Below are 17,353 nucleotides of genomic sequence, written 5' to 3'. Positions count from 1 at the left end.
TGCGTTGCGCGCTTAACCCCGCAACGCCGCACGTATCCTATCCCCCATCGCCGCCAGCTCCGCCGCCGGGGTATCTCTGGCGTTAGCGAAACTCAGGTCCGGGATGGCGTTCATCGGGATCAGATGCACATGGGCATGGGGCACTTCCAGCCCCGCCACCATGATCCCGACCCGCTTGCAGCCGGTGACCTGCTCCAGCGCCGGCACGACGCGTTTGGCAAAGGGCAGAAGCCCCGCCAGGGTTGCGTCGTCCAGCGTAAAAATATAATCGTGCTCCACCTTGGGAATGACCAGGGTATGCCCCGGCCGTACCGGGCGGATATCGAGAAAGGCCAGATAACGATCGTCTTCCAGCACTTTCTGCGCCGGGATTTCACCGTTGATGATGCGGCTGAACAGGGTGCTCATACGTCCTCCTTGAGAGTGGCCAGAACGGCCTCGGCGGCATCCAGGGTGGCGGCGATCTCGGTATCACCATGGGCTGCCGAGAGGAAACCCGCCTCATAGGCGCTGGGGGCGAGATACACCCCGCGCGCCAGCAGGCCGTGGAAAAAGCGGGCGTAGCGTTGGCTGTCGGCCGCCATCACCGCATCAAAACCGCGCACCGGCTGTTCCGCAAAGAACCAGCCGAACATGCCCGGCACATAATTGATCTGCATCGGCACGCCCGCGGCTTCCGCCCGCTCGGCCAGGCCGTCGCAGAGCACCGCCGTCTGCGCCGCCAGGCGCTCATGGAAACCCGGCACCGTCAGCAGCCGCAGGGTCGCCAGTCCGGCGGCCATGGCCACCGGATTGCCAGATAGTGTCCCTGCCTGATATACCGGTCCGATGGGTGCCAGATATTCCATCACTTCCCGTGGACCGCCGACGGCACCCACCGGCAGACCGCCGCCGATGATCTTGCCCAGCGTGGTCAGGTCGGGCCGTACCCCGTAGAGCGCCTGTGCGCCTCCCACGGCCACCCGGAATCCGGTCATCACCTCGTCGAAGATCAGCATACACCCGTATTGATCACAAACGGCGCGCAGCCCTTCCAGAAAGCCCGGCTCCGGCGGCACGCAGCCCATATTGCCAGCCACCGGCTCGACAATGATGGTGGCCACATCGAAGCCGAACTGTGACATCATTTCCTCCACCGCCGGGAGGTCGTTATACGGCAGCACCAGGGTATTCTGACTGACCTCGCGCGGAACCCCGGCGCTGGAAGGCTGCCCCAGGGTCAGCGCCCCGGACCCGGCCTTTACCAGCAGACTGTCGCTGTGACCGTGATAATTGCCCTCGAATTTGATGATCCTGTCGCGCCCGGTGTAACCGCGCGCCAGACGAATGGCGGTCATCACCGCCTCGGTGCCACTGGACGTCATGCGCACCGATTCGATACTCGGCACCAGAGCGCAGACCAGTTCCGCCATCTCCACCTCGATGGCGGTGGGCGCACCAAAGCTCAACCCCTTGTTCACCTGCGCATGCACCGCCGCCAGCACCTCCGGATGGCCGTGGCCGTGAATCATCGGTCCCCAGGAGCCCACATAATCGAGATAGCGCTTGCCTTCCACATCCCAGACGAAGGGTCCTTCGGCGTGGTCGATGAAAATCGGGTCACCGCCCACACCGCGAAAGGCCCGGACCGGTGAATTCACCCCGCCCGGAATGCACTGTTGCGCCATCTGGAACAGCGCGTGTGAAGTCTGCGTCATCATCACTCCTTACGGTTACTGAACAGGGCGGTAAGGCGTCGTGCCGCCCCTTCCACATCCTCTGCGGCGAAAACGCCGGAAATTACCGCCAGGGCATCCGCACCAGCCGCAATCAAGGCAGACCCATTGGCCTCCGTGATGCCGCCGATGGCGACAATGGGCAGGTCGATCATCGCGCGCGCCACCGTCAGGACATCCACACTGACCATCGGCGCCTGCGGTTTGCTGGGAGAGGCGAAAAAGGACCCGAAGGCCACGTAGTCCGCCCCCCGCGTCGCCGCCTCCTGCGCCTGCGGCACCGATCCATAGCAGGAAACCCCGATGAGTATGGCGCGGCCGAATTGCGCACGCAATGCCGCCGGGGGCGCATCTTCTGCCCCCACATGCAGGGCGGGAGCGCCGACAGCCTGTGCCAGCCGGGGATCATCATTGACGACGAACAGGGCGTCGTACTGCGCACATAGTTCTCGCAAGGCGCCCGCCTGCATGCGCCGTCGCCGCGCGTCGGTCACGGCATCGCCCTTATCCCGGTATTGCAGGATGCGCGCCCCCCCGCGCAGCGCCGCCTCGGCGCGCGCCAGGAAAACCGGCTCCGGCATCAGATGCGCGTCGGTGATGGCATATAGCCCAGAAATCAAATGGTTATCTCCGGCCACCCGGCCCCCTCCCGATGCCTGCGCGCCCAAAAGAACCGGTCCGGAAAATACTGCCCTTTCCCCAGCGGGTAAGCATGGACCAGACAGGCATGGGTAAAATCCAGTGCCCGCGCCACGGCGTCCTCCATGGTCAAACCATGTGCCAGACCCGCCGCCAGCGCGGCCGCCAGGGTACATCCCGAACCGTGGTAACTGTGGGGCAGGCGCGCCTGCCGGAAAGTGCGTCGCAAGACCTCGCCCCGAAACAGCAGGTTCTCCAGTTCCGGCTCCTCGCCGTGCCCGCCGCTGATCAGCGCCCACTCCGCTCCATAGCGGTTGAGCCAAACACCCGCCGCCCGCAAATCGTCGGCGCCCGACAAGGCCAGCGCTTCCGGGCCATTGGGCGTCATGGCGGTCACTCGGGGCAGCAATTGTGCCACCAGGGCTTCGCGCAATCCGGCCCCGGCCAGGGCGGCGCCGCCTCCGGCCGCCAGCACTGGGTCCAGTACCACGGGAATCTGCGAATGGTCCGCCAACAGCGCGCTCACCGCCGCCACCATAGCCGCGCTGCCCAGCATCCCAATCTTGATGACCTGTACGGACATGTCCTCCAGCACGGCACGGGCCTGGGCTATGGTATCCCGCGGATCGACCGGCGTGTAGCCGCGGACATTCACCGAATCCTGAACGGTCAGCGCGGTGACCGCCGTGCAGCCATGCACCCCCAGGCTGGCCAGGGTCAGCAGGTCGGCCTGCAAGCCCGCACCCGCACTGGGATCGGAGCCGGCAATAGTTAGAACGACGGGCAAAGGACCCACCGCTTCCGGATGACGGGATTCCATCAGGGTTGAATCCTCCAAATCAAAGGGGCATGCACCAACAACCATTACGGGGCTCTAGTCTGGTACAAAAACCTGTGGATAACTTTGTGGATACTTTGCCCGTAGCAGTGATTCCGTCATGACAAGGATATCCCCACGCCGGGAAAAATGGCCATTCAAAAAATAATTTGCATGCATAACAGTAATATATAAAAACTAATGAAACATGATTCCCAACAAATCCCCTTAACTGCTGTTTTAACGTCTTTGTGGAAAACTTTCTTCATCCAGAAGGCGGCTCCAACCGCCACGTGGGTCAGGATTCCGCCGCGTCATCGCCCGTCCTCCGCTGTTTTCCCGCTACCCTGGCAAAAATCGGGTCATAGATGGCTATGGGCAGATGCCGCAGGAGGGTGCCCAGCACCGCCATCTGCCAAGGCAGAACGCACCATGGCCGACCCCGGTCGATGGCTCGCCGCATTTTCGCCGCAGCCTGGTCCACCGGCATCAACCAGGGCATCGGGTAGTGATTTTCCGCGGTCATGGGCGTGGCCACATAGCCGGGGGCGATGCTGCACACGCGGATGCCGCGATCTCGCAGTTCCAGGCGCAGGCTCTCCAGGTAGGCTATCGCTCCCGCCTTGGACGCTGAATACGCCGCCGCACCCGGCAGTCCGCGAAAACCGGCGACGCTGGCGATGCCCACAATCCGCGCCTGTGGCGCCAGATAGGGCAGGAAGGCGCCGCAGGTCGTCTCTACTCCGATCAGATTGGTGGCCACGATTTCAGCGAAAACGGTGCGATCCGCCGGTTCCGCCGTCAGCGTGCCGTGACTGATGCCCGCGTTGGCGATCAGCACGGCGACGGGTCCGAAGTCTCTGGCAAAATCCGCTGCAATCCGGTCGAGGGCGGCGCCGTCGCAGACATCGACCGTTTGCAACTCCGCCCGCGCACCCCGCGCGCACACCTGAACGGCCGTTTCCTGCAAAGCCGTCCGGCGACGCCCGAGGAGCAGGACCACTCGCCCCGGCTCCGCATAGGCCAGCGCCAGCGCCCGGCCAATGCCGCTACCCGCCCCGGTGATCACTACCGCGCCCATCATCGTCGACGCCCGCCTCTCACCCCGCCCGCATCGGACACCAGTTCACCCGCAACCGCCTTTCATTAAAGCACTATATTCTATTTAACAGTAATTTGTCTATGTCATAAAAGTCATACCCACCTGAAAACACAAGGGACATGATAACTGTCATACTGCAGATATAAATCGCGTTTTAATAAATAAAAGTCAATATAAAACAAATGTTAATGTAGATGTTTTACAATACAAAAAATAAATGTACGTATTATTTTTCAGGAGCATTCTGTCTCTAATTTACCAGGAAACCGCCGCGCCGCCGAAAATCCGTCGGCCATAGCGACGTGCTGGCATGTACCGCTGCAACTGGATATACTCCACGGACGGAGAATTATGGTGAAACGCCCTTCCCGTTGCGGGAAGCGAGTCCCCTCTGCTGCCGCGTGCCACTGCACTTGGCAGCGCCGGGGCAAAGCACCGTTCACCTTCAGACCCTCTGACCAGGTTACGCATGAGCAGTCATCCAGCGCCATCCGCGCTGCACAATGGAGATGCCCTATGGGCAGCGCTGTGCGTGCAGTTGCAAGAACAGACCACCGCCCAGCAGTTCAACACCTGGCTGCGCCCTCTTCGTGGCGAGCTGCATGGTAACGAATTGCGCCTGTTCGCACCCAATACCTTCGTCATGGAGTGGGTGCGGGAAAGGCTGATGGACCTGCTGGAAGCGGTGCTTGCCGAGCTTGCGCCAGGGATGCTGCTGCGCCTGGAACTCAGCCCCGACCAGGGGCTGTCGCCGGTCCCGGCGGGACCGGCGACGCCGTCCGCCCCTTCCACCACCGAGCCGCGCAACGGCAACCGGCTCAACCCCGGATTTTCCTTTCAGTCCTACGTCGAGGGCAAATCCAATCAACTCGCTGTAGCGGCTGCCCGACAAGTCGTAGAAAATCCGGGAAAATCCTACAACCCCCTGTATATCTATGGCGGCGTCGGACTGGGCAAAACCCATCTCATGCAAGCGGTGGGCAACGCCATCCTCCAGCGCAATACCGACGCCAAGGTGCTCTACGTGAGTTCAGAAGGCTTCATCATGGACATGGTGCGCTCCCTGCAACATAACACCATCAACGACTTCAAGCAGCGCTACCGCAAGCTGGACGCGCTGCTCATCGACGACATCCAGTTTTTTGCGGGCAAGGATCGCACCCAGGAAGAGTTTTTCCACACCTTCAACGCCCTCTTTGACGGCGGCCGGCAGATCATCATCACCTGCGACCGCTATCCCAAAGAGGTGGACCGGCTGGAAGAGCGCCTGCAATCGCGCTTCGGCTGGGGACTGACGGTCGCCATCCAGCCCCACGATCTGGAAACCCGCATGGCCATCGTTCTTTGCAAGGCGGAAGAAAGCGGTGTCGATTTACCGGAGGAAGTGGCCTTCTTCATCGCCGAGAAAATCCGCTCCCATGTCCGCGAACTGGAAGGCGCGCTGCGCAGGGTCGTCGCCCATGTCAACTTCACCCACAAGCCTTACAACCTGGATACCGCCCGCGAGGCCCTGCGCGACCTGATCGACGTACAGAAACGCATGGTCAGCCTCGACAACATCCAGAAAGTCGTAGCCGAGTATTTTCACATTCGCGGCTCCGATATGCAGTCCAAGCGGCGCAGCCGCAACATTGCCCGTCCCCGGCAGGTAGCCATGTGCCTCACCAAGGAACTCACCAACCACAGTCTGCCGGAAATCGGCGAGGCCTTTGGTGGACGCGACCACACCACCGTCCTCCATGCCTGCCGCCAGATCGACAAACTCCGTCTGGAAGATGCTCAGATGGACGAAGATTACCGAAACCTGTTGCGGATTCTTGGCGCATGATCCGATACCCGCATAAGCTGTGGATAAGCCGCTGCATAACACCTGTGCTATCCCTGTATGAAAAATGGCACAATTTTTTATCCCTGGATATACCCACTTACCCACAGCTTGTCGACCGCCAGCCAAAACCGGAAACTTCATACCGGACGATGCGTTACCACACCTTTCCACAGGCCATGTGCCCATTAATAGTATTAGTAGTTAAAAGAAAAAATATAAATTATTTTTATAAAAAGACGCCATCGATCCCTTCTCAGCCCTGGCATTGTAGGAGCACCCCCCGATGAAAATCACCATAGATCGCGAAGATCTTCTCCCCATCCTGGCCAACATGGCCAATATTGCCGACCGACGCCCGGTACAACCGATCCTGGCCCATGTCCTTATCGAAGCCGCAGGCCAACACTGCCGCTTCGTCGCTACCGATCTCGAAGTCCAGCTTTCTGCCGACCTGGATCACCCGGTAGAGGCGCCGGGCACCTGCGCCGTCCCCGCTCGCAAACTCTATGACATCTGCCGGGCATTACCCGAACACACCCCCATAGAATTTCATAAAGACGGCGAAAAGCTGCTCTTGAAGGCCGCCAAGAGCCGCTTTACCCTGCACATATTGCCATCCGATCAATTTCCGTACCTCAGTACCCACAGCAGTCTCTGTAAGGGCAACGGCAATGCCAAAACCTTTCGCGAAGCGCTCGCCGTCGTCGCCAACACCATGGCACAGAACGACGCAAGGCTTTTTCTGAACGGCGTCCTCGTCGAGGTGGAAGGTCAGGAACTGCGTCTCGTAGCCACCGATGGCCATCGTCTGGCCATGATGACCCTGCCTTTTGCCAGCAGCCTGGAAAGCGGAAGCTACCAGGCCATTCTGCCGCGCAAAGCCGTCCTCGAACTGCTGCGGATTCTCGATGACGGCGACATCGTCCTGGAAATGTCGGATGCCAGCTTTCTGCTCAATGATGGTACACAACAGTTCGCCTGCAAGCTCATCGACGCCAAATATCCCGATTACCGCCGGGTCATCCCCCAGGGACACCCCCGCTTCGCCATACTGGACCGCCAGGCCTTCAAAAGTGCCTTGCAGCAGAGCGACGTCCTGGTCAGCGACCGTAATCCGACCACCCATCTACATCTGGAAAACGACCAGATGACCCTGCGCAGCCGCAATGAGGAGCAGGAGGAAGGCGAAATCCAGATTCCCGTCGAGTATCAGGGCGACGCCCTGGACATCGCTTTCAACAGCCGCTATCTGACGGATACGACCCAGATATTCCCCCAGGAAAGTTTGCGGATGCGGGTCAAGGACAGCGACAGCAGCGCCGTTTTTACCCCGGTAGACGGCAATAATCCCCTGTATATCATCATGCCCGTCCGTCTTTGAGATGTCCCTGGAGGCGCTGCATATCCAGTCCGTGCGTTGCATAGAAACCTTGGACCTGAAAGCGGACCACCAGTGGAACTGGCTGATCGGCGCCAACGGCGCGGGCAAGAGCTCGGTGTTGGAAGCCATCCACCTGCTCGGTACGGGGCAGACCTGGCGACACGGGTTCCGCCATGTCCAGCGGGAGGGAGACGACGCCTATCTGGTCAGCGCGCACCTCCCCGATCATTTCCTCGCCCTGCGCCGACGTGGCGACGAACGAGAAATACGCTATGATGGGGAGCCGCTCGGCTCTGCCTGGCAGCTGCTGGATATTTTGCCTCTGCAAAGCCTGCACGATGACAACAGCCACTTTGTCTCGGGGACAGCGGAGGACCGCCGGCGCGTGCTGGACTGGGGCATTTATTACGCAGACCGGTATTATGGCACGGTATTTCGCCAATACCGGCGGGCGTTGCTGCAACGCAATGCCTGGCTGAAAAGCGATCATAATCATGGTCGGCAACCTTGGGACGACGCTGTCATCGTCGCCGGCGAAGACATCCAGCAGCGGCGGCAGGCCCATCTCGCCGCGGTGCAGCCCGAAGTCGTGACTCTCTGGGAACGCTGGTCCGGATCATTGACCGGGCTCAGTCTGCATTTGCACAGCGGTTGGAAGGAAGGCATGGCGCTGGGCGACTGCTTGCTGCGGGATCACGAACAGGATCGCGAGGCGGGTTATACCCACAGCGGCCCGCATCGCGCCAATCTGGCATTTCGGATACGCGGCAAACCGGCACCGGATATTCTTTCGCGGGGCCAGTTGCGGGTGTTGGGTCTGGCCTATCGTCTGGCGCAGGTGAAAATCCTGAAGCGGGCCGGGTTGCCTCTGCCGACCATACTGATCGACGATTTCGCGGCGGAGTTGGACGCTTCGGCACGGGATTGGTGGGTCAACGAACTCGATCTGCTGGGTGTGCAGATCTTTGCTGCCGTCACCACCGCCCGGCAGATTCCGGCGACGGTAGGCGGCAGTCATTTTTGTCTGGCAGCAGGCCAGCTTGAGAAGGAAACGGCATCATGATGGAAACATACGATTCTTCCAGTATCCAGGTGTTGAAAGGTCTGGAAGCGGTACGCAAACGCCCCGGCATGTATATCGGCGATACCGATGACGGCAGCGGATTGCACCACATGGTCTTCGAAGTAGTGGATAACGCTATCGACGAGGCGCTCGGCGGGTATTGCGACACCATCATCGTGACCATCCATGAGGATGAATCTGTCAGCGTCAGCGATAACGGTCGTGGTATACCGGTGGACATGCACGCCGGGGAGGGTAAGTCCGCAGCCGAAGTCATCATGACCGTGCTGCATGCAGGCGGTAAGTTCGATGACAACGCCTACAAGGTTTCCGGCGGCCTGCACGGGGTTGGTGTCTCGGTGGTCAACGCCCTTTCGGAAACGCTGCAATTGCGTATCTTCCGCGACGGCTATGTCTGGACCCAGGAGTATCACGACGGCGAACCCCAGGCACCCATCGCCCGCGGCGATGCATCACGCAAACACGGCAGTACCATCCGCTTCAAACCCTCGCCCCAGGTTTTTGCCGATACCCATTTTCACTTCGAGATCATCGCAAAGCGCTTGCGCGAATTGGCCTTTCTCAATTCCGGCGTACATATCACCCTGCTGGATGAGCGCGCCAGCCGGGAAGAAATCTTTCATTATGAAGGCGGTATCCGCGCTTTCGTAGAGCATCTCAACCGCAGCAAAACCGCCATTCATCCCAGTGTGATCACGCTCACCGGCGAGCGCGACGGCATTGTCGTCGAAGCGGCCCTGCAATGGAACGAAGGCTATAACGAGGCGGTGCTCTGCTTCACCAACAATATCCCCCAGGCCGATGGCGGCACCCATTTGGCGGGCTTTCGCGGTGCCCTGACCCGTACCTTGAACCAGTATATGGAACGGGAAGGCATCCTCGCCAAGGCCAAGGTTACGGTGAGTGGCGAAGATGCACGTGAAGGACTGACAGCAGTGCTTTCCGTCAAGGTACCGGACCCTAAATTTTCTTCACAGACCAAGGAAAAACTGGTTTCCAGCGAGGTCAAGCCGATAGTCGAGTCCTCCATGTCCGAGGCGCTGACCATGTTTCTGGATGAGCACCCCAAAGAGGCGCAGGCCATCGCCGCCAAGATCGTCGAAGCGGCGCGGGCGCGGGAAGCCGCCCGACGGGCACGGGAACTGACCCGCCGCAAGGGCGCGCTGGACATCGCCAACCTTCCCGGCAAGCTGGCCGACTGTCAGGAGAAAGACCCGGCCCAGTGCGAAATCTATCTGGTGGAGGGCGATTCCGCAGGCGGCTCTGCCAAACAGGGCCGGGATCGCCGGCATCAGGCCATCCTTCCCCTGAAGGGCAAAATCCTCAACGTGGAACGGGCGCGTTTCGACCGGATGCTTTCGTCCGACGAAATTGGCACCCTGATTACCGCGCTGGGTACCGGTATCGGTGTCGAGGATTTTGATGTGGCCAAGCTGCGTTATCACCGGGTCATCATCATGACGGACGCGGACGTGGACGGCAGCCATATTCGTACCCTGTTGCTGACCTTTTTCTACCGGCAGATGCCAGATCTGGTGGCGCGCGGCCACATTTACATCGCCCAGCCGCCCCTTTACAAGGTCAAGAAGGGCAAGGAGGAACGCTACCTCAAGGACGACGCCGAACTGGCCGCCTATCTGCGTGAAATTGCCATGCAGGGCGCGCAATTCCGTCCTGCGGCGGATGCCGAGCCGGTAACGGGCGAGCAACTGGCCGGCATGATGCGTCAATACCAGAATATCGAGGCACTGGTGCAGCGCCTGGAACGGCGCTATCCCGGTACGCTGCTCTGGGCCTTGGCCACGTTACCACCCATCGCTGCGCAGTCGGCGGATAGTGCCACCTGGGACGATTTCGCGCGGCAGCTCCGCGCGGCGTTGGAAGTGAATGCCCTGCCCGCCGAACATTACACGGTGGAGCGGGTGGGTGAAGCGGAGGCCCTGCGCCTGGTGGTGCGCCGCGAACATCATGGCAGCCTGGAACTGCGTTTCTTCGATCAGGATTTTTTTGCCGGTGGCGAATATCGGCATCTGGCGGACTATGCGCGGCAGATCGAGGGCAAAATCGGCGTGGGTGCGCGTATGGAAAGGGGCGAACGAGGGCTTGCCGTCAGCCGTTTCCGCACCGCCATGGACTGGCTTCTGGCGGATGCCCGCCGTGGCGTCGAGATTCAGCGCTACAAGGGGCTCGGTGAAATGAATCCGGAACAGCTCTGGGAAACCACCATGAATGCCGAAAACCGCCGTCTGGTGCGGGTGGATGTGGAAGACGCCATCGCCGCCGACGAAGTCTTTTCCATGCTCATGGGCGACGCTGTGGAGCCGCGCCGGCGCTTTATCGAGGAGAATGCGCGCTTTGTATCCCGACTCGATATCTGATGAGATGATGGGCTGAATTGCAGGGACAATCGATTTTGAAAGTCACCCTAAAAATTCCTGCATTTCTCACCCGTCCCATCACCGTCCCTCCCCATCGGTGGGCCATGCGTCTGGTTTTTTTGGGGGCGCTTCTGGGGATATTGGCCTTTTCCAGCACGTACGCCTGGTTTTCCTGGCATAGTTATCAACGGGACAGCCTGAGTCAGTTGATGATGGAATCCGACATGGTCGCGCAAACCACACAGCGGCTGCTGGACGGTCATGCTTCGGGGCTCCGGTTTTTGGGGATGCAATTACAGCGGGCGGATGCGCTGCATCACCCCCGCCGCGCCCGGACACTCCTGCTGGATTACCAGAAGGCCACTTCGGGGGTCGCCAGCGCGAATCTTATAGCGCTGAGTGGACAAGTCATCGCCTCCACAGCCGTACCGGCGGGGGAACCGCTACCGGACTTTCGTAACGATCCGGCCATCTGGCCTGGTTTTCAGAAAGCCTTACAGACACATGGCATGCGGATCTACCACCCGCTCCAGGGGCCATTGCGAGGTCACTGGTTCATTCGTCTGAGTCATACGGTATTTTCCCCGGCTGGAAAACCCTTGTTTGTCGTGGCTACCCCATTGCGCTTTCGCGACATCGAAGACTTCCTGCGCCTGTCGCCTCTGCGACCCGGGACCGCCGTCGGCCTGATACGGAATGACTTTTATATCGAGGGGCGCTGGCCCCTAACCTTGGGTAATCTCGCCGGGATGCTATCCCACCTGCCTCCCACGGGAGCTCTGCGGCACGCCCTGGAGAGTAACCCCCAGGCACGGCAGGGACATTATGCAGGCTTCGTTACGGTGGGACAGACCTATCGGGTTGGGGCCTTTACACGTCTAAATCATTATCCTTTGACTGCTTTCATTTCTATCCCCAGGAGTTGGTGGCTGGCCGCCTGGTGGCGGCGGCAGGTCGAATTTCCACTGCTCTTTCTGATCATCATGTTGGGGTCAGGCCTGGCCGCTTATAGACAAATCGTTTTCCTGGATCGCCGATGGAGCGAGCAACGTGAGGCGTTCGCGCAAACCCTGGCCACCCAGGCTACCCACGATATTCTGACCGGTCTGCCCAATCGCGAAGCCCTGCGGCTGGTATTTGACCAGGCTTTAGCCCGTGCCGACCGCCAGGAGCAGCTCTTGGCGGTGGGTTTTCTCGACCTGGATGCCTTCAAGCTGGTCAACGACCGGAATGGCCATGCCGCCGGAGATGACCTGCTGAAAGAAATGGCCCGCCGCCTGCAAGGTGCGGTGCGGCGGACGGATACCGTGGCGCGCCTGGGCGGCGATGAGTTTGTGCTATTACTGGAAGGCCTGCGCGGTGTGGATCAACTGGATCAGGTCCTGGCCCGTCTGCAGACTGCGATGGCGCAACCTTTCCTGATCCAGGGGAAAGAGATCAGCCTCCAGGCGAGTCTGGGACTGACTATCTATCCTTTTGACGGGGCGGCGGACGCCGATCTCCTCCTGCGGCACGCCGATCAGGCCATGTATGCAGCCAAGGCGCGCCCTGAGCGGGGGCGCGAAGGGTGGGTGCAGCTCTATCACCAGGATCTCGGCACCATCACCATGGGCGATGAAATGTTGCGCCAGGATTTTCTGCAGGCTTTGGTCGCCGGAGAGGTGACGCTACGTTACCAGCCTCTGGTGGCCCTGACGACAGGCCGCGTGGCGGGCCTCGAGGCCCTGGCCCGCTGGCGCCGGAATGACCGGGAGGTTTCCCCCGATCAATTCCTCCCGTCCCTGGGTGTGCGGGAGCGTCAGGCGCTGGGGCATTTCGTATTGCAGACGGGACTGCGGCAACTCGCGCAATGGCGGAGAATCGGACTGGACATCTTTCTCAGCGTCAACGTCACCCCGGAAGAGCTCGACAGTACCGGATTTGCCGATACGGTCTTCGACATCCTGGCCGCCCAGCCGTATATATTCCCGGAATCCCTGGTACTGGAGGTGCTGGAGATCGGGGAAATCCTCGAACAGGAGGTCGCACTGGGACATCTGCAACGCCTGCGCAGTGCGGGCGTGAAGATTGCGCTGGATGACGTGGGGAGCGCGTATGCCTCGCTCCTTCGGCTCAAAAACCTGCCCATTGACGAGATCAAAATCGATCAGGGTTTCGTCCGCGAGCTGTTGAACAAGCCCCAGGACCTGATCTTTGTCGAGAGTCTCATCAACCTGGGGATGGGCATGAATGTCATCATCACGGTGGAAGGGGTGGAAACCGAAGAACACATCGCCCTGCTGCGCGAGATGGAGGTCGACTATCTCCAGGGATACGCCATCGCCAGGCCGCTGGAAGCGGAGGCCGTTGCTAATTTTGTGCACACGTTTGTCCTCGGTACGGGGGATGCGGACACGCCGCTGCTGGCTCTGTACCATCATCTGGGATGGGTGCATATGGCAGAAGAGTCCGCGATGAATCATGGGGGTTACGAGCATACGGATCTGGCTGCCTGTCCGATCACCGCCTGGCTGCACGCCCACGCGCCGGAACTGCCCGGAGTAGAGGCCTTGCTGGCCGAGCACGAAGCGGTGCATGCCCTGGGGCAGGAAATCCTTCGGGTACGGCAAAGCGGAACGCGCGAGGAACTGCATCGGCTACTCGGGCAACTGCATGAGTATAGCCACCGATTTCAGGAGGATCTGGGGCGGGCGGTGAGGGCCATGCGGGATAACGTGGCGGCCTCCTGACCAAAGCGCAGGGATATGGGCCAGCGGATGATATTTCCATGCGGCCATCCTGAAAAGATGACAGAATCCCATATTGCCAGCAGAATATGACCGTTTCATGAATACTGTCGCAGCGCAGTCGCTGGTATGACTCGGGAGATTATAGTGCTTAATTTACTAAACTTCGAATATAAAGAACTTTTTACTTCTGAAGGGCTCGCGCGGCTGGATGGGAAATTTCTTCGTGTCCTGGCGGAAAAAGACCAGACCCTGGTGGAAGGCCTGCGGGTATATCGTGCCGCCGGAGCGCAGCCTGCGGATAAAGCCCAGAGCGAGTTTTTGCTGCGGCTTGCGCCGCACCTGGAATTATTTGTCGCGCAACTCTTCCACCTGGAGCCGGAAGTGGCGGTGTTGCAGGCCCGGACCCGCAGCCATGATGTCGTCATGGAGTTCAAAAAGCATTTCGTGTTGCGCCGCGCGCGCCGTTACCGGGGTGAATTCCCGGAATCCTTTGCCGATCTGGATCAGTGGCTGGACAGCGAAATCCAGCAGCGCGGCTGGCCGCTGGAAGATCGCGAATGGGCCATCGCCCGCCTGGGTGAAGCATGGCTCGGGGATGAAGCGGCTCATGCCGCGGCCATCGACCGTCTGACCCGGTGGTGTGCCCGCATCCTGAGTGATCCGCAGGCCGCCCTGGCGGTGCGGGGCTGGTCCAGTTTCCGCCTGCCCCAACGAGTGGACCACGAGGCACTGGTACCCTTGAAACGCCGGGAGGATCTTCCCGGTGCGCCCTTCGTGGCCCCGGACGGCACCCTGCGGCGCCGCGACAGCTTTCATCTGACCGACCTGCGCATGGACGCCCGCAGCGTCCAAAATGAAGTCCATTATTGTTTATACTGCCATGATCACGAAGGTGATTTTTGTTCCAAGGGCTTTCCGGAGAAAAAGGGCGTGCCCGAACTAGGTCTCAAGGTGGACCCCTTGGGCGTCACCCTGACGGGCTGTCCCCTGGAAGAAAAAATCTCCGAGATGCAGGTGCTGAAGCGGGACGGATTCCATATCGCCGCCCTGGCCATGGCGATGGTGGACAATCCCATGGTTCCCGCCACGGGACACCGCATCTGCAATGACTGTATGAAGGCCTGCGTCTACCAGAAGCAGGATCCGGTGAACATCCCGCAGATTGAAACGCGGATCCTCACGGATGTGCTGAATCTTCCCTGGGGAGTGGAGCTCTACGATCTGCTGACCCGCTGGAACCCATTGCGCGCCGTGCAATATCTGGCGCAGCCCTACAACGGGCGCAAGGTACTGGTGGCGGGCATGGGCCCGGCAGGCTTCACCATGGCCCATCATCTCCTGCAGGAAGGCTGTGCGGTGGTCGGTATCGATGGTCTGAAAGTCGAACCCCTGCCCCGGCAGTGGTTGGAGCAGCCCATCCGCGACTGGAGCCGTCTCCAGGAGGACCTCGACGAACGCATTCTGCTCGGGTTTGGCGGCGTGGCCGAATATGGCATTACCGTGCGCTGGGACAAGAATTTTCTCAAGCTGATCTACCTGACCCTGGCACGGCGCTCGAATTTCCAGATTTTCGGCGGCGTGCGGCTGGGCGGTACCATCACCCTCGAAAACGCCTGGGAACTGGGTTTTGATCATGTCTGCATCGCTACCGGCGCGGGGCTGCCGCGGGTGGTGCCCATGGGCGAGAGTCTGGCGCGGGGTATGCGGCAGGCCAGCGACTTCCTCATGGCCCTGCAGCTCACCGGAGCGGGCAAGCGGTCCAGTCTCGCCAATCTGCAGGTGCGCCTGCCGGCGGTGGTGATTGGCGGTGGCCTCACGGCGGTGGATACCGCCACCGAGGTACAGGCCTATTATGTGCGGCAGGTAGAGAAGGTGCTGGCGCGCTACGAAGCGATGGTGACGCATTCCGGAGAAGAAAAACTTCGCGCCGGACTCTCCGCCGAGGATGCCGGGATTCTCGACGAGTTCCTGACCCACGGGCGCGCCGTGCGTGCCGAGCGCGAGCGCGCCGCAGCAGAGAACGAATCGCCCAATTTCGTGCCGCTGATCCAGTCCTGGGGCGGCGTCACCCTGGCATACCGGAAGGGGATGCAGCAGGCACCCGCCTATACCCGCAACCATGAAGAACTTATCAAGGCCATGGAAGAAGGGATCTATTATGGTGAGGGTCTCGATCCTCTCCGGGCAGAACTGGATAGCTATGGACATATCGCGCACATGGTCTTCCGCCGGATGCGCGAGGTGGAAGGGCGCTGGCTGGCCAGCGATCAGGAGGTGCGGCTTCCCGCGCGAGCCGTCTTCATTGCCGCCGGCACCGTCCCCAACACCATCTATGAAAGGGAATATCCGGGGACTTTCCAACTGGATGGGGATCACTTCCTGACCCATGTGGCCCACGACAACGGGCCGTTGCAAGCGGTGCAGGTGGCCGAGCACTGCAAGGCCCCCGAGGCCGGTCCCTTTACTTCCTACGGTGATGCGCAAGGACATCGGATCAGCTTTATCGGGGACACCCATCCGGTGTTTCATGGCAGCGTGGTCAAGGCCATCGCCTCGGCCAAGGCGACCTACCCTCAGGTCATGCAGAGCCTGGGGACACTGGATACCACCGTCGATCCGGATGTGCAAGGCTTTCAGCAACGGTTGCAGCATCTGTTGAGCATGCGGGTACTGCGCATGGATCGCAGCAACCCCGCCGTCACCGAGATGTGGGTGGAAGCCCCGCTGGCGGCTCGCAATTTCCGGCCGGGACAGTTTTTCCGCTTGCAGACCTATGAGAGTCACAGCCCGATCGTGGACGGCACCCGCTTACAGATACCGGTGCTGACGGTCAGCGGCGCGGGGGTGGAAGGCGACGCGGTGCGCCTCCTGATCCTGCAGTGGGGCACCGGACCGCGTCTGGTGGGACGTTTACAGCCGGGTGATCCCCTGATTCTCATGGGACCGACCGGCGCACCCACCGACATCCCCACGGGTAAAACGATTCTGGTGGTCGCCGGACGCTGGGGTGCGGCGGTGATGCTGGATATCGGCCCGGCCTTGCGGGCGGCGGGCAACCGCGTGCTCTATGTGGCGGCGTTGGGCAAAGCCAGCGAACTGGATAACCAGGCGGAGCTGGAAGAAGCCGCAGATCAGATCATCTGGTGTACGGGCAGCGGCCCGTTGATCGAAGCCCACCGCCAGCAGGACCTCAGTGTCGAGGCCAGTGACATGGTGGCCTTGCTGCGCGCCTATGGGGCCGGGGAGTTGCCGGGGCAAAAGGCCTATGCGACGGAGATCGCCCTGAACAGCGTGGATCGCCTGATGGTCATGGGCTCCACCGGCCTGCTCAAGGCCTTTCAGCAGGCCCTCCAGGGGGAGCTACAGCCCTATTTCCGGGCCGATCTGGAGGCTACGGCGACGGTGGGCAGTCCCATGCAGTGCATGCTCAAAGGCGTCTGCGCCCAGTGTCTGCAATGGCAGATCGATCCGGAAACGGGACAGCGCACCAAGGCGGTATTTTCCTGCGCCCAGCAGGATCAGCCCCTGGCCTGGGTGGATCTGGACAACCTCACCGCCCGCCAGAGTCAGAATCGCCTGCTGGAAAGGATTTCCAGCCAGTGGCTGGATCATGTCATGAGCGGGGGAAACGAAGGTTCATAGAATGCGTCCGACGGACACGGGTGTTGCGCAAATGGCAA

Annotated in this window: 11 protein-coding genes; 6 read left to right on the top strand and 5 right to left on the bottom strand. The window is 60.8% G+C overall.

Features of this window, described 5'->3' with window-relative positions; translation table 11 throughout:
• Positions 1-12: 12 nt before the first annotated feature.
• The 5 genes from AFERRID_RS07410 to AFERRID_RS07390 form a co-directional block, all read right to left on the bottom strand.
• A complete protein-coding gene (locus AFERRID_RS07410; protein ID WP_113527336.1) occupies positions 13-408 on the bottom strand; it encodes an HIT family protein in 396 nt (131 codons plus the stop codon).
• Complete coding sequence (gene hemL, locus AFERRID_RS07405; protein ID WP_126605690.1) at positions 405-1,697, bottom strand: glutamate-1-semialdehyde 2,1-aminomutase; 1,293 nt, start codon at positions 1,695-1,697, stop codon at positions 405-407. The genes AFERRID_RS07410 and hemL overlap by 4 nt, the downstream gene beginning before the upstream one ends.
• A gap of 2 nt (positions 1,698-1,699) precedes the next feature.
• Positions 1,700-2,353, bottom strand: coding sequence for a thiamine phosphate synthase (gene thiE / locus AFERRID_RS07400; RefSeq protein ID WP_126604728.1), 654 nt, complete (start codon positions 2,351-2,353; stop codon positions 1,700-1,702).
• The gene (gene thiD / locus AFERRID_RS07395; RefSeq protein ID WP_126604727.1) at positions 2,332-3,174 is read right to left on the bottom strand and encodes a bifunctional hydroxymethylpyrimidine kinase/phosphomethylpyrimidine kinase; all 843 of its coding nucleotides are present in this window, start codon (positions 3,172-3,174) and stop codon (positions 2,332-2,334) included. The genes thiE and thiD overlap by 22 nt, the downstream gene beginning before the upstream one ends.
• 295 nt (positions 3,175-3,469) lie before the next feature.
• Positions 3,470-4,255: an SDR family oxidoreductase gene (locus tag AFERRID_RS07390; RefSeq protein ID WP_126604726.1), complete on the bottom strand. Its 786-nt coding sequence runs from the start codon at positions 4,253-4,255 to the stop codon at positions 3,470-3,472.
• Positions 4,256-4,742: 487 nt separating this feature from the next.
• Here AFERRID_RS07390 and dnaA point away from each other — a divergent pair, with 487 nt between their 5' ends.
• The 6 genes from dnaA (at position 4,743) to AFERRID_RS07360 (ending at position 17,315) form a co-directional block, all read left to right on the top strand.
• The gene (dnaA, locus tag AFERRID_RS07385; protein WP_126604725.1) at positions 4,743-6,101 is read left to right on the top strand and encodes a chromosomal replication initiator protein DnaA; all 1,359 of its coding nucleotides are present in this window, start codon (positions 4,743-4,745) and stop codon (positions 6,099-6,101) included.
• A 283-nt stretch (positions 6,102-6,384) separates the two neighbouring features.
• The gene (dnaN, locus tag AFERRID_RS07380; RefSeq protein ID WP_126604724.1) at positions 6,385-7,482 is read left to right on the top strand and encodes a DNA polymerase III subunit beta; all 1,098 of its coding nucleotides are present in this window, start codon (positions 6,385-6,387) and stop codon (positions 7,480-7,482) included.
• 1 nt (position 7,483) lies between these two features.
• Entirely contained in the window at positions 7,484-8,545 is a 1,062-nt protein-coding gene (recF, locus tag AFERRID_RS07375) for a DNA replication/repair protein RecF (protein ID WP_126604723.1), read from the top strand.
• Complete coding sequence (gyrB, locus tag AFERRID_RS07370; RefSeq protein WP_126604722.1) at positions 8,542-10,944, top strand: DNA topoisomerase (ATP-hydrolyzing) subunit B; 2,403 nt, start codon at positions 8,542-8,544, stop codon at positions 10,942-10,944. The genes recF and gyrB overlap by 4 nt, the downstream gene beginning before the upstream one ends.
• A gap of 35 nt (positions 10,945-10,979) precedes the next feature.
• Positions 10,980-13,673: a bifunctional diguanylate cyclase/phosphodiesterase gene (locus AFERRID_RS07365; protein WP_226833019.1), complete on the top strand. Its 2,694-nt coding sequence runs from the start codon at positions 10,980-10,982 to the stop codon at positions 13,671-13,673.
• Positions 13,674-13,799: 126 nt separating this feature from the next.
• Positions 13,800-17,315, top strand: coding sequence for an FAD-dependent oxidoreductase (locus AFERRID_RS07360; protein WP_126604721.1), 3,516 nt, complete (start codon positions 13,800-13,802; stop codon positions 17,313-17,315).
• Positions 17,316-17,353: the final 38 nt, after the last annotated feature.

This window comes from Acidithiobacillus ferridurans, assembly GCF_003966655.1.
Taxonomy (GTDB): Bacteria; Pseudomonadota; Gammaproteobacteria; order Acidithiobacillales; family Acidithiobacillaceae; genus Acidithiobacillus; species Acidithiobacillus ferridurans.
This window is presented reverse-complemented; position numbering and strand designations above follow the sequence as displayed.